General features: G+C 72.2%; 20 protein-coding genes and 1 pseudogene. 6 read left to right on the forward strand and 15 right to left on the reverse strand.

Annotation, left to right across the window (positions count from 1 at the left end; all coding sequences use genetic code 11):
• Window positions 1-101 precede the first annotated feature (101 nt).
• The gene (gene ppc / locus ACFXDJ_RS27710) at window positions 102-2,867 is read right to left on the reverse strand and encodes a phosphoenolpyruvate carboxylase (RefSeq protein WP_384659461.1); all 2,766 of its coding nucleotides are present in this window, start codon (window positions 2,865-2,867) and stop codon (window positions 102-104) included.
• A gap of 399 nt (window positions 2,868-3,266) precedes the next feature.
• On the opposite strand from ppc, the gene ACFXDJ_RS27715 reads away from it, so the two are divergent.
• From ACFXDJ_RS27715 to ACFXDJ_RS27725, 3 genes are all read left to right on the forward strand, one after another.
• Entirely contained in the window at window positions 3,267-4,247 is a 981-nt protein-coding gene (locus tag ACFXDJ_RS27715; RefSeq protein WP_384659458.1) for an acyl-CoA desaturase, read from the forward strand.
• The gene (locus tag ACFXDJ_RS27720) at window positions 4,244-4,918 is read left to right on the forward strand and encodes a TetR family transcriptional regulator (RefSeq protein ID WP_371616233.1); all 675 of its coding nucleotides are present in this window, start codon (window positions 4,244-4,246) and stop codon (window positions 4,916-4,918) included. Before ACFXDJ_RS27715 ends, ACFXDJ_RS27720 begins: the two co-directional genes overlap by 4 nt.
• Window positions 4,919-5,196: 278 nt before the next feature.
• Window positions 5,197-6,966 (forward strand): FG-GAP repeat domain-containing protein, encoded by a 1,770-nt coding sequence (locus tag ACFXDJ_RS27725; protein ID WP_384659467.1) that lies wholly within the window; start codon window positions 5,197-5,199, stop codon window positions 6,964-6,966.
• Window positions 6,967-7,053: 87 nt separating this feature from the next.
• On the opposite strand, the pseudogene ACFXDJ_RS27730 reads toward ACFXDJ_RS27725, so the two are convergent.
• Both ACFXDJ_RS27730 and ACFXDJ_RS27735 read right to left on the reverse strand, forming a co-directional pair.
• Window positions 7,054-7,188 (reverse strand): annotated as a pseudogene (locus tag ACFXDJ_RS27730) (glyoxalase); the annotation flags it as partial.
• Between the two features lie 8 nt (window positions 7,189-7,196).
• Window positions 7,197-8,057, reverse strand: coding sequence for a trans-aconitate 2-methyltransferase (locus tag ACFXDJ_RS27735; RefSeq protein WP_384659453.1), 861 nt, complete (start codon window positions 8,055-8,057; stop codon window positions 7,197-7,199).
• A 161-nt stretch (window positions 8,058-8,218) separates the two neighbouring features.
• Between ACFXDJ_RS27735 and ACFXDJ_RS27740 the strand changes: the two genes are divergently transcribed.
• The gene (locus ACFXDJ_RS27740) at window positions 8,219-8,716 is read left to right on the forward strand and encodes a MarR family winged helix-turn-helix transcriptional regulator (RefSeq protein WP_384659450.1); all 498 of its coding nucleotides are present in this window, start codon (window positions 8,219-8,221) and stop codon (window positions 8,714-8,716) included.
• Here ACFXDJ_RS27740 and ACFXDJ_RS27745 read toward each other — a convergent pair.
• The 12 genes from ACFXDJ_RS27745 to rsmI all read right to left on the reverse strand — a co-directional run bounded on the left by ACFXDJ_RS27745 (window position 8,675) and on the right by rsmI (window position 23,631).
• Window positions 8,675-9,484: a LuxR C-terminal-related transcriptional regulator gene (locus ACFXDJ_RS27745; RefSeq protein ID WP_384850672.1), complete on the reverse strand. Its 810-nt coding sequence runs from the start codon at window positions 9,482-9,484 to the stop codon at window positions 8,675-8,677. The genes ACFXDJ_RS27740 and ACFXDJ_RS27745 overlap by 42 nt on opposite strands.
• Before the next feature lie 474 nt (window positions 9,485-9,958).
• Window positions 9,959-10,945 (reverse strand): UDP-glucose 4-epimerase GalE, encoded by a 987-nt coding sequence (gene galE, locus ACFXDJ_RS27750; RefSeq protein ID WP_384659445.1) that lies wholly within the window; start codon window positions 10,943-10,945, stop codon window positions 9,959-9,961.
• A 122-nt stretch (window positions 10,946-11,067) separates the two neighbouring features.
• Complete coding sequence (locus ACFXDJ_RS27755) at window positions 11,068-11,757, reverse strand: response regulator transcription factor (RefSeq protein ID WP_384659464.1); 690 nt, start codon at window positions 11,755-11,757, stop codon at window positions 11,068-11,070.
• 142 nt (window positions 11,758-11,899) lie between these two features.
• On the reverse strand, window positions 11,900-13,669 hold the full coding sequence (locus ACFXDJ_RS27760) for a PQQ-binding-like beta-propeller repeat protein (protein ID WP_384850675.1): 1,770 nt from the start codon (window positions 13,667-13,669) through the stop codon (window positions 11,900-11,902).
• Window positions 13,670-13,727: 58 nt separating this feature from the next.
• Window positions 13,728-15,419, reverse strand: a complete 1,692-nt coding sequence (locus ACFXDJ_RS27765; protein WP_384659338.1) for a PQQ-binding-like beta-propeller repeat protein — start codon at window positions 15,417-15,419, stop codon at window positions 13,728-13,730.
• A gap of 153 nt (window positions 15,420-15,572) precedes the next feature.
• Window positions 15,573-17,372 (reverse strand): ABC-F family ATP-binding cassette domain-containing protein, encoded by a 1,800-nt coding sequence (locus ACFXDJ_RS27770; RefSeq protein ID WP_384659336.1) that lies wholly within the window; start codon window positions 17,370-17,372, stop codon window positions 15,573-15,575.
• A 95-nt stretch (window positions 17,373-17,467) separates the two neighbouring features.
• Complete coding sequence (locus ACFXDJ_RS27775) at window positions 17,468-18,364, reverse strand: 4-(cytidine 5'-diphospho)-2-C-methyl-D-erythritol kinase (protein WP_384659333.1); 897 nt, start codon at window positions 18,362-18,364, stop codon at window positions 17,468-17,470.
• A complete protein-coding gene (gene rsmA / locus ACFXDJ_RS27780; RefSeq protein ID WP_384659330.1) occupies window positions 18,361-19,272 on the reverse strand; it encodes a 16S rRNA (adenine(1518)-N(6)/adenine(1519)-N(6))-dimethyltransferase RsmA in 912 nt (303 codons plus the stop codon). The genes ACFXDJ_RS27775 and rsmA overlap by 4 nt, the downstream gene beginning before the upstream one ends.
• Window positions 19,269-20,543, reverse strand: a complete 1,275-nt coding sequence (locus ACFXDJ_RS27785) for a ubiquitin-like domain-containing protein (RefSeq protein WP_384659348.1) — start codon at window positions 20,541-20,543, stop codon at window positions 19,269-19,271. The genes rsmA and ACFXDJ_RS27785 overlap by 4 nt, the downstream gene beginning before the upstream one ends.
• 683 nt (window positions 20,544-21,226) lie before the next feature.
• Window positions 21,227-22,105, reverse strand: a complete 879-nt coding sequence (locus ACFXDJ_RS27790) for a TatD family hydrolase (protein ID WP_384659327.1) — start codon at window positions 22,103-22,105, stop codon at window positions 21,227-21,229.
• 10 nt (window positions 22,106-22,115) lie between these two features.
• Window positions 22,116-22,493, reverse strand: coding sequence for a hypothetical protein (locus tag ACFXDJ_RS27795; RefSeq protein WP_384659344.1), 378 nt, complete (start codon window positions 22,491-22,493; stop codon window positions 22,116-22,118).
• A gap of 274 nt (window positions 22,494-22,767) precedes the next feature.
• Window positions 22,768-23,631, reverse strand: a complete 864-nt coding sequence (gene rsmI, locus ACFXDJ_RS27800; protein ID WP_384659341.1) for a 16S rRNA (cytidine(1402)-2'-O)-methyltransferase — start codon at window positions 23,629-23,631, stop codon at window positions 22,768-22,770.
• Window positions 23,632-23,912: 281 nt separating this feature from the next.
• Here rsmI and ACFXDJ_RS27805 point away from each other — a divergent pair, with 281 nt between their 5' ends.
• Complete coding sequence (locus tag ACFXDJ_RS27805; RefSeq protein WP_384659324.1) at window positions 23,913-25,706, forward strand: dolichyl-phosphate-mannose--protein mannosyltransferase; 1,794 nt, start codon at window positions 23,913-23,915, stop codon at window positions 25,704-25,706.
• 164 nt (window positions 25,707-25,870) lie between these two features.
• On the forward strand, window positions 25,871-26,693 hold an 823-nt coding region (locus ACFXDJ_RS27810), incomplete at its 3' end, for an NTF2-like N-terminal transpeptidase domain-containing protein (RefSeq protein ID WP_384659321.1).

Here is a 26,693-nt window from a genome sequence, read left to right on the forward strand (position 1 = left end):
CCCAACAACAGCCCCCCCCCCCCCCCGCGCTCGCGCGTGGGTCGGGGCGCGCGGGCGGGGCGGGGCCCCCCCCCCCCCCTCACTCATGTGCGTACTGGACGTCAGCCGGTGTTGCGCAGGCCCGCCGCGACGCCGTTGACGGTCAGGAGCAGGGCCCGCGACAGGATCGGGTCCGCTTCCTCGCCGCGCTCGACGGCCGCGCGCTGGCGGGCCAGCAGGGAGACCTGGAGGTAGGAGATCGGGTCCAGGTAGGCGTCGCGGACCGAGAAGGTCTGCTGGAGGACCGGGTTGGAGTCGAGGAGCTTCTCGCCTCCGGTGATCCGCAGGACCTCGCGGACGGTGAGCTCGTGCTCGGCCTCGATGCGGGCGAAGACGTGCTTGAGCTCCTCGGGCACGAGGGTGTCCACGTAGTGGCGGGCGATCCGCAGGTCCGTCTTGGCCAGCGTCATCTCGACGTTGGAGAGGAAGTTGCGGAAGAAGTGCCAGCGCTCGCCCATCTCGGCCAGCGCGTCGCCCTGGCCCGCCTCGCGCAGGGCCTTGAGGCCGGAGCCGACCCCGTACCAGCCGGGGACGATCTGGCGGGACTGGGTCCAGCCGAAGACCCACGGGATGGCGCGCAGGCCGTCGAGGCCCGCGCCCGAGTCGGGGCGGCGCGAGGGGCGGGAGCCCAGGTGCAGGTCGGCGAGCTGGTCGACCGGGGTGGCGGCGAAGAAGTACGCCGGCAGGTCCGGGTCCTCCACGAGCTCGCGGTACGCGTTGTGCGCCGCGTCCGAGACGGTGTCCATGGCCTCGTCCCAGCGGGCGAGGTCCTCGTCGGACTGGCGGGGCGAGGTGTGCAGGGCGGAGGCCTGGAGGGTGGCCGCGACGGTCAGTTCCAGGTTCTCGCGGGCCAGCGAGGGCACGAGGTACTTGTCGGAGATGACCTCGCCCTGCTCGGTGACCTTGATCTCGCCTTCCAGGGTGCCCCAGGGCTGCGCGAGGATCGCGTCGTGCGAGGGGCCGCCGCCGCGGCCGACGGTGCCGCCGCGGCCGTGGAAGAGGCGCAGCCGGACGCCGTAGCGGTGGGCCACGTCGCGCAGCCGGCGCTGGGCGCGGTGGATCTCCCACTGGGAGGTGGTGATGCCGCCGAACTTGGAGGAGTCGGAGTAGCCGAGCATGACCTCCTGGACGTCGCCGCGCAGGGAGACGAGGCGCCGGTAGGAGGGGTCGGCGAGCATCTCGTCGAGGATGACGTCGGCGGCCTTGAGCTCGTCGGTGGTCTCCAGGAGCGGGACGATGCCGATCTTGGCCCAACCGCCGTGCAGGTCGATGAGCCCGGCTTCGCGGGCCAGGACGGCGGCGGCGAAGACGTCGTCGGCGCCCTGGCACATCGAGATGATGTAGGACTCGATGACCTCGGGGCCGAACTTCTCGAAGGCGTCCTTGATGGCGCCGAAGACGCCGAGGGTCTTCTGTCCGGCGGCGTCGAGCGGGGCCGGGGTGGGCGCGAGCGGGCGGCGGGAGCGGAGCTCCTTGGCGAGCAGCTTGCCGCGGTAGTCGCGGGGCATGTCGGCGTAGCGCCAGGACTCCTCGCCGAGCCGGTCGAAGAGCTGGCCCAGCGCGTGGTGGTGGGCGTCCGCGTGCTCGCGTACGTCCATGGTGGCGAGCTGGAGGCCGAAGGCGGCCAGGGTGCGGATGGTGCGGTCCATGCGGCCGTCGGCGAAGAGCGCGCCGCGGTGTTCGCGCAGGGAGGTCTGGATGAGGGTGAGGTCGGTGAGCAGCTCGGCGGTGCCGAGGTAGTCGCGGCCCTCCTCGTGGGGGGTGCCCTTGGCGAGGCGCTCGCGGGTGTTGACGAGCTTCTGGCGGATGCAGGTGGCCTTGAGGCGGTACGGCTCCTCGGCGTTCAGCCGCTTGTAGCGCGGGCTGATCTCGGGGAGGCGTTCCAGGTCGGCCTGGAGGGAGGTGAGGAGTTCCTCGGTGGCGCCGGTGTAGCGGATGGAGTTCGACAGCAGTCCGCGCAGGAAGTCGATCAGTTCGAGGGCGTCGGTGATGCCGTGCTCGTGCTGGAGGATCAGGACGTCCCGGGTCACCTCGGGGGTGACGTTGGGGTTGCCGTCGCGATCGCCGCCGATCCAGGTGCCGAAGGTGAGCGGGCGGGTGCCGGCGGGGATCTCGACGCCCACGCGCTGGAGCTCCGCGGCGAGGTCTTCGAGTACGTCGCCGACGGCGCCGGCGTGCAGCTCGTCGAGGTAGTAGATGGCGTTGCGGGCCTCGTCGGCGGGTTCGGGGCGGACAACGCGCAGTTCGTCGGTCTGCCAGACGAGGTCGATGTTCTCGGCGAGGCGCAGGTCGTGGCGGCGGCGCTCACCGGCGCCCGAGACGGGCTCTTCCAGGAGCGCGGCGATGCGGCGCAGCTTGTTGAGGACGCTGCGGCGGGCCGCCTCGGTGGGGTGCGCCGTGAAGACCGGGCGGACGTTGAGGTTCTTGACCGTCTCGCGCAGGTGTTCGGGGTCGGCGTCCTTGAGCATGTCGGCCGTGCGGGCCAGCAGGCCGCCTTCGGCGGCGCGGTGGGCGCGCAGCTCCTTGCCGCGGTGCACCTGCTCGGTGACGTTGGCGAGGTGGAAGTAGGTGGAGAAGGCGCGCACGAGCTTGGCGGCGGTCTCCAGGTCGGTGTCGCCGAGCAGCGCGGCGGCTGCGACGCCGTCGGTGCGCGTGAGGGCCCGGACGCGTTCGACCAGGTCGAGGAGGTCTTGGCCCTCCTGGCGTACGAGGGTCTCGCCGAGGAGGTCGCCGAGGCGGCGGATGTCGGCGCGCAGCTCGGCGTTGGCGGCTGCGACGGCGGTGTTCGAGGGGGCCTCGGTGGAGGGGGCCTGGTCGGCACTGCTCACAGGTGCGGCTCCTTGCAGTGTTTCGAGCGCTACTGGGAGGTGGGTTCCGGGGCTGTGCGCGGCTTCGCCGCTCCTGATGCGCAGCTCGGGCTGCCCGTGCGGACCGCGCTGTCCGACGACACCAGGATAGGTGGCCCGTCCTTGTGCCTTGGCAAGCGTGTCACCAGGCGGGACGGCATCGCGGTGGCCGCGGGGCGGGACGGGCCGTTCGGCCCCTTGGCGCCGGGCCGGGCCGGGGTGGCTAGGGCGGGCCAGGGCCGGGCCAGGGGACACGGCGGCGGGCGCGCTCCTCTTGCCGCAGCCGGGACCTTTGCCATACTTACGTTGCCGTAGGTTACGGGTCCGTAGGGACTGTGGCCGGGCGGCGCGCCTGCCGACTCCTCACCCTCAGGGGACCCCATGACCATCAGTCCCGACGTGATCGAGGACGCCTCGGCGTCCTCCGACGCGTCCGCGCCCTCCGCGACCCTCGGCGGTGAGAGCAAGAGGTCCGTCGAGCAGCTGGCGCTGCTGCTGTTCATCACCGTTCCCTTCGTCGCCCTGCTCGGCGCGATTCCGCTGGCCTGGGGCTGGGGGGTGAGCTGGCTGGACGTGGGCCTGATGGTCTTCATGTACTTCCTGGCCTGCCACGGCATCACCATCGGCTTCCACCGTTACTTCACGCACGGTTCCTTCAAGGCGAAGCGGCCGCTGCGGATCGCGCTGGCGGTCATGGGGTCGATGGCGGTGGAGGGTCCGCTGGTGCGCTGGGTGGCCGATCACCGCAAGCACCACAAGTACTCCGACCACGAGGGCGACCCGCATTCGCCGTGGCGGTTCGGCGAGACGGTGCCGGCCCTGATGAAGGGCCTGTGGTGGGCGCACATCGGGTGGCTCTTCGACGAGGAGCAGACGAACCAGCAGAAGTACGCCCCGGACCTGATCAAGGACCCGGCGATCCGCCGCATCTCGCGCGACTTCGTCTGGTGGACGATCTTCTCGCTGGCGATCCCGCCGGTCGTGGGCGGTCTGGTGACGATGTCCTGGTGGGGCGCGTTCACGGCGTTCTTCTGGGGCTCCCTGGTGCGGGTCGCGCTGCTGCACCACGTGACGTGGTCGATCAACTCGATCTGCCACGCCGTGGGCAAGCGCCCGTTCAAGTCCCGTGACCGTTCGGGCAACGTCTGGTGGCTGGCGGTGCTGTCCTGCGGCGAGTCCTGGCACAACCTGCACCACGCCGATCCGACCTCGGCCCGGCACGGTGTGCTGCGCGGCCAGGTCGACTCCAGTGCACGGCTGATCCGTTGGTTCGAACAGCTGGGATGGGCGTCCGACGTGCGCTGGCCGTCCGAGGAGCGCATCGACGCCCGGCGCAAGGAAGAGACGTCGAACGCGGCATGATGGGGGGTGTGGCGATCGACGGCAGCAGTTCCAGCAGCGACAAGCCCAGGCGGTCCCGCCGGGTCCGGATGACGGGCGCGGAGCGGCGCCAGCAACTGCTGGACATCGGCCGCATCCTGTTCGCCGAGAAGGGGTTCGAGGGCACGTCGGTGGAGGAGATCGCGGCGAAGGCCGGGGTGTCCAAGCCGGTGGTCTACGAGCACTTCGGCGGCAAGGAGGGCCTCTACGCGGTGGTCGTGGACCGGGAGATGCGCCAGCTGCTGGACGGGGTGACGGGCGCGCTGACGGCCGGGCATCCGCGGGAGCTCCTGGAGCAGGCGGCGTTCGCGCTGCTGGACTACATCGAGAACTACACGGACGGTTTCCGGATCCTGGTCCGCGACTCCCCGGTGGCCCAGTCGACGGGTACGTTCGCCTCGCTGATCAGTGACATCGCCACGCAGGTCGAGGACATCCTGGGGCTGGAGTTCAAGGCCCGCGGCTTCGACCCGAAGCTGGCCCCGCTGTACGCGCAGGCGCTGGTGGGGATGGTGGCGCTGACGGGGCAGTGGTGGCTGGAGACGCGCCGCCCGAAGAAGGCGGAGGTGGCGGCGCACCTGGTGAACCTGGCCTGGCACGGCCTGGAGAACCTGGAGGCGAAGCCGCGGCTGGTGGGACACCGCAAGAGCTGAGCCCGACGTGTGAGGTCAAGCTGAGAGCGCGGCTGAAACCGTGTGGGTGCCCGGGTCCCGGCGGCCCGGGCACCGCCATATCCGGACGCCGGTTCTGAACGTGATCAAATTCCCTCGGAAAATCGCTTCTGCCTCTCCCGTCCCAGGGGTACTCTTCGGTTACTTCCCGGGGGGGAATGGCAAATCCCCGTGCAATGTGCTGCGCCATCGCGCGCCCTGCACGAGCGCCTTCAACCCGGTTTCGCCTGCTTTTCCAACAGGGAGACCTCTTGTCTTTCATGCGCCCCAAGCGCTCCGCCCGACTCGCGGCCTCCACCGCCATCGCCCTCGCGGCGGGCATGCTCCTGGCGGGCCCCGCGTCCGCCGACGTCGTTCCGAAGCCGGTGAACGAGCGCCCGCTGCCCAAGGTCGACGTGCGCGGCCACGGCGACATGCCGAAGGCCGCGCCCACGGCCGGCGCCCCGTCCAAGCAGAAGCTCCAGGGCGGCGCCTACGCTCCGGCCACGGGCACGGTCGGCAAGACCGTCGCGCCCCGGTTCGACGTGGACCACGACGGTATCGACGACCTCGTCTACCGCGGCATCTTCGGCACCACCTACCTGAACAAGTCCAGCAACTCGTCCGCCTCCGACGAAGAGTTCCCCCTCTCGAAGGCCGACCCGCAGGACGAGTTCAAGGACATCCTCCCGGCCGGCGACCTCAACCACAACGGGTCTCCGGAACTGCTGACGCTGTCGGTCAACGGCACGCTCTCCATGACCGAGGCCGGGGGCCTGGCCGGGACGAACGGCGTGACCTGGTCCAGCCGCGGCTGGAACGCGTACAACAAGCTCATCGCCGCGGGCGACCTGACCGGCGACGGCAACGCCGACCTGCTGGCCCGCACCCACGACGGGACGCTCTACCTGTACCCGGGCAACGGCCGGGCCGGGTCCGACGCCCCGTACGACGACCGCGTCCGGGTCGGGTCCGGCTGGGGCATGTTCGACCAGATCCTCGGCGGCGGCGACTACAACGCCGACGGCATCGCGGACGTGCTGGCCACGACGCCCACCGGTGCGATGTACTTCTACGCGGGCACGGGGGACATCAACTCCCCCTTCGCCGACGGCGTGAAGACCGGCTCGGGCTGGACGATGTACAACCAGCTCAGCCCGATCGTCGACACCAAGAGCGGCCTGACCTGGATCCTCGCCCGCGAGCTGAGCGGCACCTCCTACCTGTACCCGAGCCTGGGCGACGGCCGGCTCGGCGACCGCGTGCGGTTCGGCAGCAACTGGGAGTACACCGACCTCATGGCCGGCCAGGGCTCCATCCCCGCCCACGGCAAGGGTGAGGTCTTCGGGCGCACCGACGGCGGCTCCCTGTACGCCTACCTCGGCAAGCAGAACGGTAACTTCGTCGACCGCGAGCTGATCGGCTCCGCGGGCGAATACGTTCCGGACTTCGGCCTGACCCTCACGTCCTCGCTGTCCAAGGCCGACCACGGCCACCTGCTGGTGACCTACGACGGCGTCCTGTACGGCCCGAACGGCAGGATCGGCGGCGGCTGGGGCATCTACAAGTCCCTCCTCGGCGTCGGCGACCTGGACAACGACGGCTACGGCGACCTCCTCGCCCTGGACAAGTCGAACGTCCTGTGGCTCTACCCGAGCCAGGGCAACGCCCACAACTTCGCGGACCGCATCCGCGTCGGCGGCGGCTGGGGCGCTTACAACCAGCTCCTCGGCGCCGGTGACTTCACCGGTGACGGCCGCGCGGACCTGGTGGCCCGCGGCACCGACGGCAAGCTGTGGGTCTACCCGGGCACCGGCTCCGGCTCCGCTCCCTTCAGCGATCGCGTGCAGATCGGCTCCGGCGGCTGGAACAGCTTCAACAAGCTCGCCGCCGTCGGTGACATCACCGGTGACGGCCGCGGCGACCTGCTGGGCGTCGACTCCTCGGGTAACGCCTACCGCTACTCCGCGACCGGCCTGCAGGGTCTGAGCACCTTCTCGGACCGCGGCTTCGTCGGTGGCGGCTGGAACACCTACGGCGAGCTCTTCTAAGAGCTCCCGCACCACGCGACGGCGCCCCGTCACCGGATCTCCGGTGACGGGGCGCCGTCGTGTGTCCGCCGCTCCCGCTCAGCCGGTCACCACCGCGGCGCCCCGGTGCTCCAGTCTGCGGACGTAGGCCTCGATGCCGTCGACCCTGAGTCCCGGGTGGGCCTTGCGGGCGGGGAGGAAGCCCTCCTCGGCGCCGAGGTGGAGCTGGACGGGCCCGGCGGCGAGCATGGTCAGGCCTCCTTGCGGGCTACGGCGAAGATGCGCCGGAACGGGAAGACGGTGCCGCGCGGCCCCGGCGGGTAGGCGTGGCGCAGCAGGGTGCGGTATTCCGCGAGGAAGGCGTCCACGGCTTCGCGGTCGTCGCCCAGTGCGGTCAGGACGGGCCGCAGCGCGGTGCCCTTGACCCAGTCCAGTACCGGGTCGGGGCCTTCGAGCAGCTGGTGGTACGTGGTCTCCCAGACGTCGGCGGTGCAGCCGAGTCCGGTGAACCGCTCCAGGTATCCCGACGGTTCCAGGATGTGGATGTAGCGGGCCCCGTGTCCGGCGAGCCGGCCCCGCCAGCGCGGGGTGTCGCACAGCTCGGCGAGGATCCGGTGGCTGGGGGCGGTGAAGTTGCCGGGGATCTGGAAGGCGAAGGTGCCGCCGGGGCGCAGTCCGTTGATCCAGGCGGCGAAGGAGCCGGGGTGGCCCGGGACCCACTGGAGGGCGGCGTTGGAGACGATCAGGTCGCAGGGCTCCTCGGGGAGCCAGTCGGCCAGGTCTCCGTGGCGGAAGTCGAGCAGGCCGCCCCCGCTGGTGGGGCCCGCGTACTCGGCGCTCGCGCGGTCGAGCATCTCCGGGGAGAGGTCGTATCCGGTGATGCGGGCCTCGGGCCAGCGTTCGGCGATGAGCGCGGTGACGTTGCCGGGACCGCAGCCGAGGTCGGCGATCCGGGCGGGCCTGGAGGGAAGCTCGGGTATCCGGGTCAGGAGATCGAGGAAGGGGCGGGCCCGGTGGCCGGCGTGCCGGAGGTACTGCTGCGGGTCCCAGGTGGGTGCCGTGGGTGCCGTGCGTGTTGCGGGCCCACTGGCGGGTGCGGTGTCGGAATGCATGTTCGAGCCTCCCTGCTGGCAATGCGGTCGGAAGCGGAAGCTGCTCCGGCCCCCTCCATGCCCCATGGTCGCGCAGAATATATCTTGACGTCAAGATACATGATGACGAGATACTCGATTTGAAGAGACTTCATGTCGACAGACCCTTTACACTGATCGACATGGAGGACGAGGTCGACCGACTGGTCGCGGCATGGCGGCGGGAACGCCCTGACCTCGACGTGGAACCACTCGAGGTGCTCAGCCGCGTCAGCAGGCTCGCGCGCCACCTCGACCGCGCCCGCAGGCTGGCCTTCTCCGAGCACGGCCTGGAGCCGTGGGAGTTCGACGTCCTGACCTCGCTGCGGCGCGCGGGCGCGCCCTACCAGCTCTCCCCCGGCCAACTGCTGACCCAAACCCTGGTCACCTCCGGCACCATGACCAACCGCATCGACCGGCTCGCCAAGAAGGGCCTCGTCGAGCGGCTGCCCGACCCCAACGACCGGCGCGGGGTCCTCGTCCGCCTCACCCCCGAGGGCCGCGACCGCGCCGACCAGGCGCTCGCCGGGCTGCTGGCCCAGGAGCGGGCGATCCTGGCCCAGCTCTCGCGTACCCAGCGCGGCGATCTCGCAGCGCTGCTACGCCAGTTGACCGCTCCGTTCGACAACCTCCCCGGCTAGCCCCGGTCCGGGCAGGCCCGGCATCCCGGGCAGTCCGGGCAGGTCCGCGGGGCGCACCCCGGCCCGCCTGGCCAGGGCGACCGCCGCGAGCGTGGAGTGGACCCCGAGCTTGCCCAGCACGTTCTGCATGTGGGTGCGGACGGTGTGCGGGGAGAGGAACAGCCGCGCGGCCACGTCCTTGCGGCCCAGCCCCGCGACCATGCAGCGCAGCACCTCGTGCTCGCGCGGCGTGAGGGACTCCACGAGCCGTTCGCTGTCCGTACGGTGCTTTCGTGCCGCTGTCAGTTCACGGAGCACTCCGGTGAGCAGCGCGGGCGGAAGGTGGGTCTCCTCGCGCAGGACTCCGCGGATGACGGCGAGGAGCCGCGAGAGCGAGCAGTCCTTCGCCACCCACCCGGAGGCCCCTGCCTGGAGTGCGAGGGCGGCCCGGCGCGGGTCGTCGCGCTCGGCGAGGACCACCGCCCGGACCCCGGGGTGCGACACCCGCACGCCCGCCACCAGCGCGATCCCGTCGGCGCCCGGCGGCTGCGGCCCGGAGCCGGGCTCCCGCTGCGCGGGGACGGCTCCGGCGACGGCGGCGAGGTCGGCGTCGACCAGGAGCACGTCGAAGCGGCGGCCCTCGGTGACGGCGCGTTCGAGGCAGCGCAGCGCGGCCGGGCCGCTGCCGGCCGCGGACACGTCCACGTCCGGCTCGGCCGCGAGCGCGGCGGCGAGAGATTCGGCGAAGATGCGGTGATCGTCGACCACGAGTACCCGGATACGAACCACAAAACCCCCAAGGGTCGGGGAGCGGACAGCTGCGGGTACGGCGCCCGGACCGGGTGATCCGCAGTCGCCGCGGCCGCCGCCGTGACATATCTGCATTACCCCGGACCGGGCGCCGTACCCGACTTGTCTCGACCCCTGAATCAACACCGGCCCCCACCGGTGTCACGCATCAGCGTAGGGCCGGGGGCGTCTCGCGGTTGGCCGAATTACAGAAGTTTTTCGAGCGATTTTCCGGCGGGGCGTCCCCCGGGGGGCTTTGTGGTGGCTTGAAATCGACTGTCCGCAAGGCCCGGAAGAGGCATTCCGGACCGGGGTGTGCCACGGGCAGTTGCACGGGGTGCATTTCACCCGGCGTGTGCACGCCGGGCGCCCGCGCAGAGCGCCCGCCCACGGCGCACTCCGAACATGCGCGCGCCCCCGCCCCCTGGCCGGGCGGAGGAAACGTGACCAGGGGGCGGGGGCCCGGAAAGGGAATCAGCTGGTGCGGGCGCGGCGGGCGCGGAGGAAGTTCCAGGCGTCCGTCACGATCCCGGTGAGGTCCGAGCGGGTCGGAGTCCAGCCGAGGCGCTCGTGGGCCGTGCGGGCGGAGGCGACGAGCACCGCCGGGTCACCGGCCCGGCGCGGGGCGAGGACCTCGGGGATCTCCATGCCGGTGACCTTGCGGACGGTCTCGATGACCTCGCGGACCGAAAACCCGCTGCCGTTGCCGAGGTTGCACACCAGGTGTTCCCCGGAGACCGCGACCCGCAGAGCGGCCAGGTGCGCCTCCGCCAGGTCGGCGACGTGGATGTAGTCGCGCACGCAGGTGCCGTCCGGGGTCGGGTAGTCCTCCCCGAACACCGAGATCGACTCCCGCTCGCCCAGGGCCACTTGCAGGATCAGCGGGATCAGGTGCGACTCGGGGTCGTGCCGCTCGCCGAACTCCCCGTAGGCGCCGGCCACGTTGAAGTAGCGCAGGGACACCGCCGCGAGGCCGTGGGCCGCGCACTCCCCCGCGATCATGTGGTCCACGGCCAGCTTCGAAGCCCCGTACGGGTTGGTCGGCGCGGTCACCGAGGACTCGGTCAGCGGTCCGACGCCGCCCGGTTCCCCGTAGGTCGCGGCGGTGGAGGAGAACACCAGCCTGCCCACGCCCGCCCCGCGCATCGCGGCCAGCAGGGCCATGGTGCCGCCGACGTTGTTCGCCCAGTACTTGCCGGGGTTCGCCACGGACTCGCCGACCTGCGAGGAGGCCGCGAAGTGCAGCACCGCGTCGTAGGAGGGGTCCAGGTGCTCGGCGGCGTCCTGGATCCGGCCCTCGACGAACACGGCGCCGGCCGGCACCCCTTCGCGGAACCCTGTGGAGAGGTCGTCGAGGACCGTGACCTCGTGGCCCGCCTCCAGGAGGTGGGCGGCGACCACGCCGCCCACGTATCCGGCTCCGCCGGTGACCAGGTACTTGGAAGACGCCTTGTCGCTCACGTGCCTACTGCCTCTCGCCGGGAACCCATTCACCGTACGGATGCACCGTACGCACGCACCCTGTGCGTGGTGGGGACCGGCTTACCGGATTCCGCCCCCGACGGGGAAATCCGCGGACGGCATCAGAGCGAAGCGGCCCCGGGCCGCGGCAGTACGGCCCGGTCGAGCAGCCCGGTACGGGCGGCCAGCGCGGCCGCCTCCAGCCGTGAGCCCACGCCCAGCTTCATCAGCACCCGCTGTACGTGCGTGCGCGCGGTGCTCGGCGCGATGGCCATGCCCGCGGCGATGAGTCGGGTGTCCTCGCCCTCCGCGACCCGGACCAGGACCTCCACCTCCCGCGGGGTGAGCAGCCGCAGCAGCCTGCCGCCCTCGTCGTCGGGCTGCGCCGAGGGGTTGAGGAGCTCCGCGAAGGCCCCCTGCAACAGCTGCGGGGCGATGGCCACCTCCCCCGCCCGGGCCTTGGCCAGGGCCCGCTCCACGCCCTCGATGCGCTCGTCGTGGCGCACGTACCCCGAGGCGCCCGCGGCGAAGGCCGCCGCGATGCCGCGCGGGCTCGGCACCGGCCCGAGGACGACCACGGCGATCTGCGGACGCTCCCGCTTGATCCGCACGATCGGCTCGAAGACCCCCGGCTCGGCGGGGGTGGCGGTGCCCAGCAGGCAGACCTCCGGGGACCGGCTGATGACCAGCTCGGCGGCGCCCGCGGCCGGGGCGGCGGCCGCCAGGACCCGGTGTCCGCGCAGTTTCAGGGCCGAGGCGAGCGCCTCGGCCAGCAGCCGGTGCTCGTCGACCACCATGACCCGTACGCCCATTGAGGCACCCACCCCCGACCCTTCTGACCCGGCAAGCTACACGCTTGTTCGACGGTGTGGTGCGGTTACCGCGCAGAAGCCCCCGGAAGGACGGACCTTCCGGGGGCTTCAGGGCGTTGGACGGGGTGGTGGTGCCGCCCGGTCAGCCCGTGCTGAAGGAGACGAAGGAGTAGTACGGGTCGGTGTTGCTCGTGGACTTGGACATCACGGCCGTGCGGGCGATGAAGAGCCGGCCGTTGTGGAAGCGGTACTCCGCGCTGTCCGGCACGTACTGGGTCTCGGCGCGCTGCGATTCCTTGGTCGCCGGGTTCTCCATCAGGACGGTTGCCTTCATCGTCTTCGCGTCCATCGAGACGATCTGGCCGCCGCCGTCGTAGGGCGGGATCTTGTAGGCGATGAGGTTCGACCCGTCCATCCGCAGCGGGATGATCGTGTAGCGCTCGCCCGCGTCGCCACGGTCGGCGGTCTGCTTGCCGGTCTCCAGGTCGAAGGAGACGATCTCGTTGGTCCTCCCGTACTCGGCCGTGCCCTTGTGCTCCTCGGTCGGCAGGTAGATCCTGCCGTTGCCGACGACCATTTTGGTGCAGACCTCGACCTCGGTGGCCCCGCACCGGGGTGCGTAGTTGCCCGAGGTGAGCGGGATGTGCGCCTTCAGCTGACCCCCGTCGTCGATGACGAAGAGGTCGCTCACGCCGGTGGCGTTCTTGGCGGTGTTGTTGATGTTCGCCGCGACGACCAGCGGCTTGGTGGAGACGATCTGGGCGTAGTCGATGCCCGTGGAGAGCTTGTACGAGGACTTCTGCGCGCCCGTGACCGGGTCGAGGGACTGCGCGTACATGGTGTAGTTCGGGCTCTGGCCGCACTTGCGGATCACGGCGAGGGCGGGGCCGCCGCCGTAGCCGAGGTCCTCGCAGTTGTCCGCGTCGGTCTTGGGCGCCCACAGGGGCTTGCCGTCGGTGAGGTTCCAGGCTGCGCCGCCGCTCAGGCCGCCCGCGGCCACGGTCTGGCCGCTGACGGTGACCTCGGCGAAGGTGACGGGCTTGTCGCCGCCGGTCTGGGACTTGGCGGTGGCGGACCACAGGAGCTTGCCGCTGATCAGGTCGACGACGCCGACCTGGTTGCACGGCTGGTACTTCTTGTCGGCGGTCGGCAGGGCCGCGTCGAAGAGGATCGCGGCCTTGTTGTCGGAGGAGAAGCGGCTGGCTCCGCAGACGTTCGCGTTGAGCGGGGTCTCCCACTTCTTGGCGCCGTCGGCGAGGTTGTAGCCGACCACCTTGGCCACGTCCGACTTGACGTAGGTGGAGTCGGTCACCCAGGAGCCCGGGATCTGGACGATGTCGTCCGAGGCCGGCATCGGGAGGTTGACCAGCGTCTTGGACTTGGTGCTGGCGGGCACCTTCTCGGTGCCGCCGGCGCCCGGCTGGCCCTTGTCGCCGCCGGTGCCGGGGCTCGGCGAGCCGTCGGCGGTGGGCTTCGTGCCGCCGCCCTTGCCGTCGTCGGAGGAGTACCAGAAGCCGCCCGCGACGATGAGGACGATGGCCAGGAGGGCCGCGCCGACGATCATCAGCTGGGTGCGGACCTCGTTGCCGCCGCCGCTGCCGCCCGCGCCGGATCCGGCCGCGGGCTGGGCCGCGTACATGGGCGCGGTGGCGGGCTGCTGCTCCTGCGGGTAGCCGTAGGCCGCCTGCGGGTACCCGTACGCGGGCCCGGCGGGAGGCGCGGCCTGCGCGGGCTGCCCGGCCGGGACCGTCGGCGGCTGGGCCGGCGGCTGCGGGGGCGCCGAGGGCATGGCCGGCGGTACGGGGGGCGCCGGCGGGGGCGCGCCGAAACCGCCCGGCGGCGGGTCCTGGGGCGCGCCGAAACCGCCGGACGGCGGCTCGCTGGGGGGCGGCGGGGTACTCGGGGTACTCATCGGGGGGTCTACTGCCTCTCGGTGGGCGGCTCGGCGGACTCGTTCGCTGGGGAATCGCTCACTTGCCGAAGACCATCAGGAACTTCTCGTCCTTGTTCTGGGCCGTGAGGTGGTTGACGGAGACGAAGAGCCTTCCGTCCGCGTAGTCCACCTTCGGGGAGAAGAAGGAGCTCTCGACGGGGGCGGAGGCCCCGGAGGGGTTGCGCAGGACCACCGTGGGGGTGCCTCCGGCGGCCGGGATCGTGAGGACCTCGCCGCCCTTCTCGCTCTCCGCCTTGCGGTAGACGACCACCTGGCCGTTCGCGGCCTTGAGCGGGGTGATGGTGCGGCCGTCGCCGGCCGGGGTGCGCCACTTCTCCTTGCCGGTGGTCAGGTCGAAGGCGACGATCTCGTTCGCCTTGCCCACTTCGGCCGAGGTCGGCAGGTAGAGGGTGTTGGCGTCCACGTAGGAGGAGCCGCAGCTCTGCAGGCCCCGGCCGAAGGAGCCGCCGAAGAGGCCGCCGCAGCCGACCGGGAAGCTGCCGTTGCCGGAGACGGTGGCGCGCTGCTTGCCGTCGGGTCCGAGGACCACGATGGCACGTTCCTTCTTGTCGCTGTTGCTGCCGATGTCGAGGACGATCGGGTCGAGCGAGTAGACGGTCTTGACCTCGAAGCCCTTGGCGAGCTTGTAGGTCCAGGTGTTCTTGCCGGTGGCCGGGTCGGCGTCCATGACCTCGACGGTGCGGTCGGCGTCCTGGCAGGTGGCGATGGCGAGCATCTTGCCGTTGGCGGCGGCGAAGTCGCCGGGCCGGCAGCCCTCGTCCCGCTTGTTGTCGAAGAGCTTGTCCCCGGTGCTGACCTTGAAGGCGCTGGTCGTGCCCATCCGGTTGACGACGAGGGCGTCCCCGGTGAGGGCGAGGTCGGGGGTGGTGAAGATGTCGAAGAGGCCTTCCTTCGGGACCTCGTGCGACCACCCCTCCTTACCGGCCTTGAGGTCGATCATCCGCATCTGGTTGCAGTTGGCGGTGTCGGACTCGCCGTCCTTGTACATGACGACGGTCTTGCCGTCCGCGGTGGTCCCGTCGGTGACCCCGCAGATCGCGGTGGGGAGGGTCAGGCTCCACTTCTGCTTGCCGTCCGTGACCCCGTAACCGGTGATCGCCTTCCAGGCGGTCTTGACGACGGTGTCGCCGACGATCCACTGGCCCTTGGCGTCCACGCCGGAACCCGGACCGTCGATCTTGCTGGTCTTGAACCAGAGGACCTTGTCCTCGCCCGGCTTGCGCCCGGCGTTGAGGTCCTCGTTGTCGCCGCTGCCGTTGCCGCTGCCGTCGCCCTTGTCCACGGATGCGGACGGGGAGGCCTTGTCGTCGGTGGGCGCCTTGGAGTCCTGCGCGACGGGGTGGTCCTTGCCCTTGCCGTCGTCCTTGAGGAGGAAGTAGCCGCCGGTGCCGAGGACGAGCACGCCGGCGACGGCCGCCGCGATCACCGCGTTGCGCTTCTTGTTCCCCGCGCCGGGCGGGCCCGGGGGCATCGGAGGCATGCCGGGGGGCGGCGGCGGGAAGCCGTGGCCGCCGGGCGGCTGCTGGCCGTAGGGGCCCTGCGGGGGCTGGGGCGGCTGCTGGCCGTACGGACCCTGCGGCGGCTGCTGGGCGTACGGGTTCTCGCCCTGCTGCGGCGGATACCCGTAGCCGGGCTGCGGCGGTCCGGGCAGGTGCCCGTAACCCGAAGGTGTCGGCGGCTGGTTCGGCGGCTGGGGCGGCTCGGTCATCAGCGCATACCTTCGGCTTCGGGTGGTCGGAGGATGCCCTTTCTATCACTGACGGCGAGAAAAGCGCCGGGCCGGTCCACCCCCTGTTCCCAAGGGAGGACCGGCCCGTGATGCCGTCGTTATCCGGCCAGTTGGGGCGTGCGGAGGCGGAACCTACGCCTCCTCGGCCAGCTCCAGCCAGCGCATCTCCAACTCGTCCCGGTTCGAGATGAGTTCCCGCAGTTCCGCGTCGAGCTTGGCCACCTTGTCGAAGTCGGTGGAGTTCTCGGCGATCTGGGCGTGCAGGCTGCTCTCGCGGTCCGACATCTTGTTGAGCTGGCGCTCGATCTTCTGCAGTTCCTTCTTCGCTGCGCGGGAGTCCCCGGAAGCGGAGGACTTCGCCGCGGCGCCCGCGGCGGGCGCCGGGGAGGCCGCCTCGACCATCTTCTGGCGGCGCTCCAGGTACTCGTCGAGGCCGCGCGGCAGCATCCGCAGGCTCGCGTCGCCGAGCAGGGCCATCACCGTGTCGGTGGTGCGCTCGATGAAGAACCGGTCGTGCGAGATCACGATCATCGAGCCGGGCCAGCCGTCGAGGAGGTCCTCCAGCTGGGTCAGGGTCTCGATGTCGAGGTCGTTGGTGGGCTCGTCGAGGAAGAGGACGTTGGGCTCGTCCATCAGCAGGCGCAGGATCTGCAGCCGGCGCCGCTCACCACCGGAGAGGTCGCCGACCGGCGTCCACTGCTTCTCCTTGGTGAAGCCGAACTGCTCGCACAGCTGGCCCGCCGTCATCTCGCGGCCCTTGCCGAGGTCGACGCGGTCGCGCACCCGCTGGACGGCCTCCAGGACCCGCAGGGACGGGTCGAGTTCGCCGACCTCCTGGGAGAGGTAGGCCAGCCTGACGGTCTTGCCGACGGTCACGGTGCCGGCGGCCGGCTGGACCTCGCCCTGGGTGCGGGCGGCCTCGCCGAGGGCGCGCAGCAGGGAGGTCTTGCCGGCGCCGTTGACGCCGACGAGACCCACGCGGTCGCCGGGGCCGAGGTGCCAGGTGAGGTGCTTGAGGAGGGTCTTGGGTCCGGCCTGGACGGTGACGTCCTCAAGGTCGAACACCGTCTTGCCGAGGCGGGCGTTGGCGAACTTCATCAGCTCGGACTTGTCGCGCGGCGGCGGCACGTCGGCGATCAGCTCGTTGGCGGCCTCGATGCGGTAGCGCGGCTTGGAGGTCCGGGCCGGGGCGCCGCGGCGCAGCCAGGCCAGCTCCTTGCGCATCAGGTTCTGCCGCTTGGACTCCTCGGTCGCGGCGATGCGGTCGCGCTCGGCGCGGGCGAAGACGTAGTCGCTGTAGCCGCCCTCGTACTCGTGGACGTCACCGCGCTGCACGTCCCACATGCGGGTGCAGACCTGGTCGAGGAACCACCGGTCGTGGGTGACGCAGACGAGCGCGGAGCGGCGCTCCTGGAGGTGCTTGGCCAGCCAGGAGATGCCCTCGACGTCGAGGTGGTTGGTGGGCTCGTCGAGTACGAGGAGGTCCTGGTCGGCGATGAGCAGCTGGGCGAGGGCGATGCGGCGGCGCTCGCCACCGGAGAGCGGGCCGATGACGGTGTCGAGGCCCTGGCCGAAGCCGGGCAGGTCCAGCCCGCCGAAGAGTCCGGTCAGCACGTCGCGGATCTTGGCGTTGCCGGCCCACTCGTGGTCGGCCATGTCCCCGATGATCTCGTGCCGGACGGTGGCCTTGGGGTCCAGGGAGTCGTGCTGGGTGAGGACGCCCATGCGCAGCCCGCCCGACTGGGTGACCCGGCCGGTGTCCGGTTCCTCCAACTTGGCGAGCATGCGGATGAGGGTGGTCTTGCCGTCGCCGTTGCGACCGACGACACCGATCCGGTCCCCCTCGGATACGCCGAGAGAGATGCCGTCGAGCAGGGTACGGGTTCCGTACACCTTGCTGACTGCCTCGACATTGACCAGGTTGACGGCCATCAGGAGCGCTCCAGGGAAGGGGGGTGGATCAGCCCCCCAGCCTAACCTTCCGCGAAGTGCCCGGCCGCGCCGTCCGGGGCGGCCGGGCGGCGCGGTCAGAGGCGGGTCGCGCCGGGGGCCGGGCTCGTCGCCACGCGGGTGGTGCGGCAGGTTCCGGAGGCGTCCAGGGCGGCCGCGACCTTGGCCGCCGACTCCGGGTCGCGGACCAGGAAGGCCGTGGTGGGGCCCGAGCCGGAGACCAGGGCGGCCAGGGCTCCGGCGTCGGTGCCCGCGGCGAGGGTGGCGGCCAGTGACGGGCGAAGCGACAGGGCCGCGGGCTGGAGGTCGTTGGCCAGGGTCGCGGCGAGGGCGTCCGGGTCCCCGGAGGCCAGGGCCGCCAGGAGGGCCGGGGAGGCTTCCGGGGCGGGGACCTCCGTATCCGCGGTGAGGCGGTCGAACTCGCGGAACACCGCCGGGGTCGACAGGCCGCCGTCGGCGACCGCGAACACCCAGTGGAAGGCTCCGGCCTCCAGCGGGGTCAGGATCTCCCCGCGGCCGATGCCCAGCGCCGCCCCGCCGACCAGGCTGAACGGCACGTCGCTGCCGAGCTCCGCGCAGATGTCGAGGAGCTCCGCGCGCGGGGTGTCCAGGCCCCACAGCGCGTCGCAGGCCAGCAGGGCCGCCGCGCCGTCGGCGCTGCCCCCGGCCATGCCGCCGGCCACGGGGATGTTCTTCGCGATGTGCAGGTGGACGGCGGGGTCCAGCCCGTTACGGTCCGCGAGGATCTGCGCGGCGCGGGCCGCGAGGTTGGTGCGGTCCAGCGGGACCTGGTCGGCGTCGGGGCCCTCGCAGGTGATCCGCAGGGAGTCGGCGGGGACGGCCGTGACCTCGTCGAACAGCGATACCGCCAGGAAGACGTTGGCCAGGTCGTGGAAACCGTCCGCCCGGGCCGCGCCCACCGCCAGCCGGACGTTGACCTTCGCCGGGACCCGTACCGTCACGCTCGTGCTCACAGCGCGGGCCTCTCCGCCGCCGGCTTGTGCTCGGCGATCGCCGCGAACTCCTCGACGGTGAGGGACTCGCCGCGCGCCAGCGGGGCGACCCCGGCCGCGATCAGCGCGGCCTCGGCGCCCGCCGCGGAGCCGGCCCAGCCGGCCAGCGCGGCGCGCAGGCCCTTGCGGCGCTGCGCGAAGGCCGCGTCGACCACGGCGAAGACCTCGGACTTGGTGGCGGTGGTCTTGACCGGCTCCGCACGGCGCACCAGCGAGACGAGACCGGAGTCGACGTTCGGCGCGGGCCAGAAGACGTTGCGGCCGATGGAGCCGGCCCGCTTGACGTCCGCGTACCAGTTGGCCTTGACCGAGGGGACCCCGTAGACCTTGTTGCCGGGCTTGGCGGCGAGCCGGTCGGCGACCTCCGCCTGCACCATCACCAGCGTCCGCTCGATGCTCGGGAAGCGGTCGAGCATGGTCAGCAGCACCGGCACGGCCACGTTGTACGGGAGGTTCGCGACGAGCGCGGTCGGCGCCGGGCCGGGCAGTTCCTTGACCAGCATCGCGTCGGAGTGGACCAGCGCGAAGCGGTCCTTGCGCTCGGGCATCCGCGCCTCGATGGTGGCGGGCAGCGCGGCGGCCAGGATGTCGTCGATCTCCACGGCGACGACCCGGTCGGCGGCCTCCAGCAGTGCGAGCGTCAGCGAGCCGAGGCCCGGACCGACCTCGACGACCACGTCGTCGGGGCGCACCCCGGCGGTGCGCACGATGCGGCGCACCGTGTTGGCGTCGATGACGAAGTTCTGGCCCTTCTGCTTCGTCGGCCGTACGCCGAGTACGGCGGCCAGCTCCCGGATGTCGGCCGCGCCGAGGAGGGCGGTGGGGGTCTCGGGCTGGTCGGGCTCGGGCTGCTGCTCTGCTGTGCTCACCGATAAAGGGTACGGCCGCAAGTAGGCCACGGACTCGCCCCCCGCTGCACGTAGAGCTTCTTCGCGCGGTACGTCTGTTCCGGGCCGGTGGCGTCCTGGGGACGGCCGCTGCCGCCGAGGGACTGCCAGGTCTGGACGTCGAACTGGTACAGCCCCCCGTAGGTCCCCGAGGCGTCGGTGGCGCCGGGCCGGCCGCCGGACTCGCACCGGGCCAGCGCGCCCCAGTCGAGGCCGTCGGCACCCTCGACGGAGTCCGGCAGCGGCTTCGTGCCGACCTTGACGAGCTGGGTGACGGGCTCGCGGACGGTCTCCTCGGCGAGCCGCCGGGGCTTCTGGCGGACGCCGTTGACGGTGCGCAGGCCGTACGTGACCCTGCGCGCCCCAGGCCGCCCGGCGCGTTCGACGACTTCGGTGCCGGCGAAGAGGGTGGCGTCCTTGACCGTCTCGGTCTCGTACGGGATGCGTTCCTCGCGGACTTCGCGGGTGCCGGTGATGCGGAGCACGGTGACGGTCTGGCCGTCGCGGGGGTAGGCGCCGGGGGGCACGGAGGTGGTGTCCTCGCCGTGGAGGGTGATCCCGGCCTGGTCCAGGGCCTCCTGGACGGTGGCGGCGTTGGTGCGGATGGTGCTCTCGCGGCCGTCGGCCATGAAGGTGATGCTGCGTTCGGTGCGGACGGCGAGGTCCAGGCCGGTGCGGGGGACGGGGGCGGTGCGGGGGGTGGAGAGGTAGGCGCCCTCGGCGCGGATCCCGAGCTGGCGCAGGGCTCCGTCCACGGTGCGGGCGGTGGTCCACACCTCGCGGCGCTGCCCGTCGAGGGTGAGGCGCATGGGGCGGCCGTAGCGGACGACGATCTCGTCGCCGTCGTCGAGGGCCGTTTCCCCGGCGGGGGCGACGAGGTCGTGGGGGCCGACGCCGAGGCGTTCGGCGGCGAGCAGGGCGTCGACGTCTCCGGCGAAGGTGTGCAGGGTCTGCGGGACTCCGTCCACGGTGAGGCGCACCTCCTTGTCGGCGGCGACGAAGGCGGTGGTGCCGCCCGCCAGGAACGCGACGACGAGCGCCTGCGGCACGATCCGCCGCCAGCTCTCGCGGGACGCCCCGCCGCTGCCGGTGCCCCCGGCCGTGCCCGCGCCCGTGCCCGTGCCCGCCCGGCGCCGCCGGTCGCGGTCCGCCCCCCGCCGCCGTCCGGGGCCCGCCGGGGCTGCCACCGCCTCGCCCGCGGCCCGTCGGCGCCCGGTCCCGGTCCCGGTCCCGGGGCCCGCCGGGGCGGGCACCGTGTCGAGCCCGCCTCTTCGGCGCCCGGTGCCGGGTCCCGGTGGCGGGGCGGTTCCCGGCGCGGGTGCGGTGGTGGGTGCGGCTGATGCGGGGGTGGGCTGCGGGGCCGTGGCCTCGGAGCGCCTTCGGCGGCCGGTGGCTCCCGGGGCCGGCGGCGCGACGGGTTCCGGTGCCGGAGCGGTGGCCCGGCCTCTCGCCCGGCGGCCCGATCCGGCCCCGGCGGCTCCGCCCGCCCCGGCTGCGGCCTCGGTACCGGCCTCGGTCGCGGCCCCGGCCCCGGCCTCGGTCGCGGCCGTCCTGCGCCGTCGCGAGCCGCCGCGCGGGGCGGGCACGGGCACCCCGGACTCCGCGTACGGGTCCGGCTGCTCCCCGTACGGCCCGGCGACCGTGCCCGTGGGCGCGGGCGGCGCGGTCCCGGCCTGGGCGGCCATCGCGTCCGCCCAGCCGACGACGCCTCCGGTTCCCGGGTCCGGGGCCGGATCCGGGGCCCAGGGATCCCGTCCGCCGGCCGGCCAGGCCTCTCGGGTATCGCTCACGACGCTCGCTCCCCTGGTCCGTCCCGCTGCTTCGGGCACGGCACCCTAGCGGAGCGGATGTCACGCGACAAAGCCGGACGGCTACGCACTGTGGCGAACGGGTGAGGGGGCCGGGCGGGGCCCCGGACCCGGGGCCGGAAACGGGCTCAGTAGTCGAAAGCGCGTGCCGTGTTCGCTGCCAGGGCCGTGGCCATGGCGTCCTCGTCGAGGCCGCGGACCGCGGCCATGGCCCGCACCGTCAGCGGAATGAGGTACGGGGCGTTGGGCCGTCCGCGGTAGGGGGCCGGGGTCAGGTAGGGGGCGTCCGTTTCCACCAGGACCAGTTCCAGCGGGGCCACCGCGAGCGCGTCGCGCAGCGGCTGGGCGTTCTTGAAGGTGACGGTTCCCGCGAAGGACATGTAGTACCCGGCGGCCGCGCACTCCCGGGCCATCTCGGCGTCTCCGGAGTAGCAGTGGAAGACGGTCCGCTCGGGCGCGCCCTCCTCGCGCAGCACGCGCAGCACGTCCGCGTGGGCCTCGCGGTCGTGGATGACCAGGGCCTTGCCCTGCCGCTTGGCGATCTCGATGTGAGCGCGGAAGGAACGCTCCTGCGCGGCCGTTCCCTCCGGCCCGGTCCGGAAGAAGTCGAGCCCGGTCTCGCCGACGGCCTTCACGTGCGCCAGCCCCGCCAGGGCATCGATCTCGGCGAGCGCCTCGTCGAGGGCGGCTTCCCCGCCGCCCCGCCGGGCGCCCTGTCGGGACCAGCCGTCGGGGTCCCCGTGCACGATGCGGGGAGCTTCGTTGGGGTGCAGGGCCACGGCCGCGTGGACGTTCTCGTAGGCGGCGGCGGTCTCGGCCGCCCAGCGGGAGCCCTTCACGTCGCAGCCGACCTGTACGACGGTGGTCACGCCGACGGAGGCGGCCTTGGCCAGGCCTTCCTCGACGGTGCCGGACTGCATGTCCAGGTGGGTGTGGGAGTCGGCGACCGCCACCCGGAGCGGTTCGGGCAACGGGGGCGGCGCGTCGTTCGGCGTACTACGGCTCATACGGCCGATCTTATGACCGGTGGAAGAACCCGAGGATCCGGGCCATCAGCCCGCGCCGCTCCATCGGGACCGGTCCGGGGCTCGCGTGCGCGGGGGCGGCCTTGCGCTGCTTCGGGGCCTTCGGGATCTCGTACCCCGCCGGCACGGGTCCGGCGATGCCGGGGGCGGCATGGTGGTGATAGAGCTTGTCGATCATTCCGAGGACCGACTTGACCTGCCCCTCCCGCATGATCCGCACGACGTGTCCGCCGCAGTTCATGCAGGTCGGGTTGGACAGCGGCGACGGAACCCGCTCCCCGTTCACGGTGTAGACGATGAACGGGTGTCCCAGGCCGTCGACGTGGTGCTCTATCTCGTACCCCTGCTCCCAGCCGTATCCGCACTTCATGCACGCGAACGAGTACGCCTCGTGCACGGTCGGCACTGCGGAAGCGGTCGCGGTGGGTACGGCGGTTGCGGTGGGTGCGGCGACGGGTACCGGGGGTTCGGCGATCTCACTCATGCCAGCTCCTCTTGTTCCACTGGTGCATTGCCAGTGGACGCCTCTTCGGGCGAGAGCGCATCAGGCCCTGTCGACTGTTGGACGGCCTTTGGGCGACTCATGCCCCAAAGTGCCCGGTGCGCGGTCTGAGCTTTGCTTTTCAGGTTAGCTCTTTACCGACCTACGGCACCTTTTGTGCCGCATTCTTTGCCGCGACCACCGCGTCGAAGACTTCGCGCTTGGGTACTCCGGCCTCCAGGGCGACCGCCGCGATGGCTTCCTTCCGCCGCTCGCCCGCCTCCTCGCGCACCCGTACCCGGTTCACCAGCTCCTCCGCGTCCACGTCCCCGGGGACCGCCGCCGGCGCCCCTTCGACGACCACGGTGATCTCCCCGCGCACCCCTTCGGCGGCCCAGGCGGCCAGCTCGCCGAGGCCGCCGCGCTTGACCTCCTCGTAGGTCTTGGTCAGCTCGCGGCAGACGGCGGCGCGGCGCCCGGCGCCGAAGACCTCGGCCATCGCGGCCAGGGTGTCGTCGAGCCGGTGCGGGGCCTCGAAGTAGACGAGGGTGCGGCGCTCCGCCTCGACCTCGCGGAGCCTGCTGAGGCGTTCGCCGGCCTTGCGCGGGAGGAACCCCTCGAAGCAGAAGCGGTCGACCGGCAGCCCGGACAGGGCGAGTGCGGTGAGGACGGCGGAGGGGCCGGGTACGGCCGTGACCTTGATGTCCTTCTCCACGGCGGCGGCGACCAGCCGGTAGCCGGGGTCGGAGACCGAGGGCATGCCGGCGTCGGTCACCAGCACGACGCGCTTGCCGGCCTCCAGGGCCTCGACCAGCTCGGGCGTGCGCGCGGACTCGTTGCCCTCGAAGTACGACAGGACGCGCCCGGTGGTGTACACGCCGAGCCCCTGGGTCAGCCGGCGCAGCCGCCGGGTGTCCTCGGCGGCGATCACGTCGGCCGCCAGCAGCTCGGTGGCGAGCCGCGGCGGGGCGTCGGCGAGGTCGCCGATGGGCGTCCCGGCGAGGACGAGGACACCGGCACCGGGCACCCCGGAGACGACCGCCGGGGCGGCCGCGGGAACGGCCTCGTCAGCGGCCTCCGCCTCCCAGGCGGCCTCGGCGGCGGCCTCGGCGGCGGCCTCAGCAGCGGCTTCGGCCGAGGCCTCGGCGAAGGCTTCGGAAGGAGCCCCGGAGAGGGCTTCGGAGCGGGCTTCGGAGGCGCGGGGCTGGTCAGTGGTCACCACCCCATCCTCTCAGCCGTCCCACCCGGCTCACTCCGACGCTCCCGTCCCCCTGGGTCTGGCACAGCCTCGTTCCCTACGATGACCCGGTGACCAGTACCGCGACGCCTCCGCCCAGCCCCGCGGGGGCCCCGCCCGCCTCACCGGCGGGGTCCGACCCCGACCCCGGATCCGGCCCCGCCGACCGGCCGTCCGCCTGGCTGCGCCGGCTGCGCGGCTTCGGGTACGTGCCTCCCGGCGGGGCGGACCGGCGGTCGGACGTCCGCACCCGGCTGGTGCCCCCGTACGCCCGGCCGTCCGGGCAGCTGTGGGCGACCCTGGGCATCTCCCCGGTCAACGCCGCGATCTGGCAGCAGGTGCTGGCGTGGGCCGGGCCGGTGCTGGTGGCGCTGGTCGCCGGGGTGCTGCGGTTCGTCCACCTGGGGACCCCGAAGGCGGTGATATTCGACGAGACGTACTACGCCAAGGACGCCTGGGCCACGATCCGCCAGGGCTACGAGGCGAGCTGGCCCAAGGACATCGACAAGTCGATCCTCGCCAACCCGGACGGGGTGGCCCTCCCGGTGGACCCGGGGTACGTCGTGCACCCGCCGGTCGGCAAGTGGGTGATCGGTTTCGGCGAGTGGATGTTCGGCTTCGACCCGTTCGGCTGGCGGTTCATGACCGCCCTGCTCGGCACCCTGTCCGTGCTGCTGCTGTGCCGGATCGGCCGGCGGCTGTTCCGCTCCACGTTCCTGGGCTGCCTGGCCGGGCTGCTCATGGCGGTGGACGGCCTGCACCTGGTGATGAGCCGCACCGCGCTGCTCGACCTGGTCCTGATGTTCTTCGTGCTGGCGGCCTTCGGTGCGCTGCTCATCGACCGGGACAAGGCGCGGGCCCGGCTCGCGGCGGCGCTCCCGGTGGACGAGGAGGGGCGGACCCGCCCGGACGCGGGGATCGCCGAAACGCTGCGGCTGGGCTGGCGCCCGTACCGGCTGCTGGCCGGGGTGTGCCTGGGACTGGCCTTCGGCACGAAGTGGAACGGCCTGGTCGTGCTGGCCTTCTTCGGGGTGCTGACCGTCCTGTGGGACGCGGCCGCGCGCCGCACCGCGGGCGCGGGCGCCCCGTACGCGGCGATGCTGCGCCGCGACGCGCTGCCCGGCTTCCTCTCCACGGTGCCGGTGGCGATCGCCGTCTACCTGACCTCCTGGCTCGGCTGGATCCTCTCCCCCGACAACGGCAAGGGCGGCTACTTCCGCGACTGGGCCGCCAAGAACGACCAGCACAGCTCGCTGTCGTTCCTGCCGGAGTGGCTGCGGAGCCTGTGGCACTACGAGACCGAGGTCTACAAGTTCCACGTGGGCCTGACCTCCGGCCACACCTACCAGTCCAACCCGTGGAGCTGGCTGGTCCTGGGCCGCCCGGTCTCCTTCTTCTACGAGTCCCCCGCCCCGGGCACGGACGGCTGCCCGGCCACGGAGACCGCCAAGTGCGCCCGCGAGGTGCTGGCGCTCGGCACCCCGCTGCTGTGGTGGGCCGGCTGCTTCGCGCTGCTGTACGTGCTGTGGCGGTGGATCTTCCGCCGCGACTGGCGGGCGGGCGCGATCGCGTGCGCGCTCGGCGCGGGCCTGCTGCCCTGGTTCAACTACCAGGAGCGGACCATCTTCTTCTTCTACGCCGTGGTCTTCGTCCCCTACCTCTGCCTGGCGGTGGCGATGATGATCGGCGCCCTCCTGGGCCCGGCCGGCTCCTCGGAACGCCGCCGCGCCCTGGGCGCGGTGGGTGCGGGGGTCCTGGTGCTCCTGATCGTCTGGAACTTCATCTATTTCTGGCCGATCTACACCGGCCAGTCCATCCCGCTGGACTCGTGGAGAAACCGGATGTGGCTGGACACCTGGGTCTGAATGCACGGCTCCGCCGTCCGCGTCGGGGGTGTTCCGGTCTGATAACAGGCCCGCGAACCGTCAGCGGCTCCGAGTAAGGTCCACACCAAAGGTTCCTTGAACGCGTTCAGCGACCGGGGACCGAAGGTGCGGGGGCACGGGGCACGGGGGACGGAGCTGTGGAAATGAACGGGGCGGCGAAGGGGGCCATCGTCGGCGGGGTGTTCCTCGCGATGGTGGGCGGAGCCGGATACGGGGTCTACTCGCTGGTCGGGGGCGACGGCGGGTACGACGCGAAGAGCAAGAGCAAGAGCAGCAGCACGACCGGATCCCCGGTGCCCGGAAAGGGCACCGGGCCGGTCACGGACAAGGAGGCGGCACAGACCGCCAAGGCCTTCTTCGACGCCTGGTCGGCCGGGGACGCCCGGGCGGGCGCCGACCTGACGAACAACCCGGGGGCGGCCCAGGGGGCCCTGGGCGACTTCAAGACCGCGGCCTACGTGTCCAAGGTCGTGATCACCCCCGGCGCGCAGACCGGGACCACCATCGCGTACTCCGTCGCCGCGGAGGTGACGTACGAGGGGGTCACCAAGCCCCTCGCCTACGAGTCCAAGCTCACCGTCGTGCGCGGCAACACCTCCGGCAAGCCGCTGGTCGACTGGCAGCCCTCGGTGCTCCACCCGCAGCTCCAGAAGGACGAGAAGCTGCGCGCGGGCGCCCCGGCCAGCCCGCCGGTCAAGGCCGTCGACCGCAACGGCAAGGAGCTGACGGCGGAGAAGTACCCCTCGCTGCGCAAGGTCCTCGACGACCTGCGCCAGAAGTACGGGTCCAAGCTGGGCGGCAAGGGCGGCGCCGAGCTGTGGATCCAGCCGGCCGCCGCGGACGCCCCCCGACGGACCCTGCTGACGCTGGTCGAGGGCACACCGGGGCGCATCGAGACCGTCCTGGACGCCGATGTGCAGGCGGCGGCCGAGAAGGCCGTCCTGAAGTTCCCGCAGTCCTCGGTGG

This window comes from Streptomyces sp. NPDC059443 (genome assembly GCF_042750105.1).
Taxonomy (GTDB): domain Bacteria; phylum Actinomycetota; class Actinomycetes; order Streptomycetales; family Streptomycetaceae; genus Streptomyces.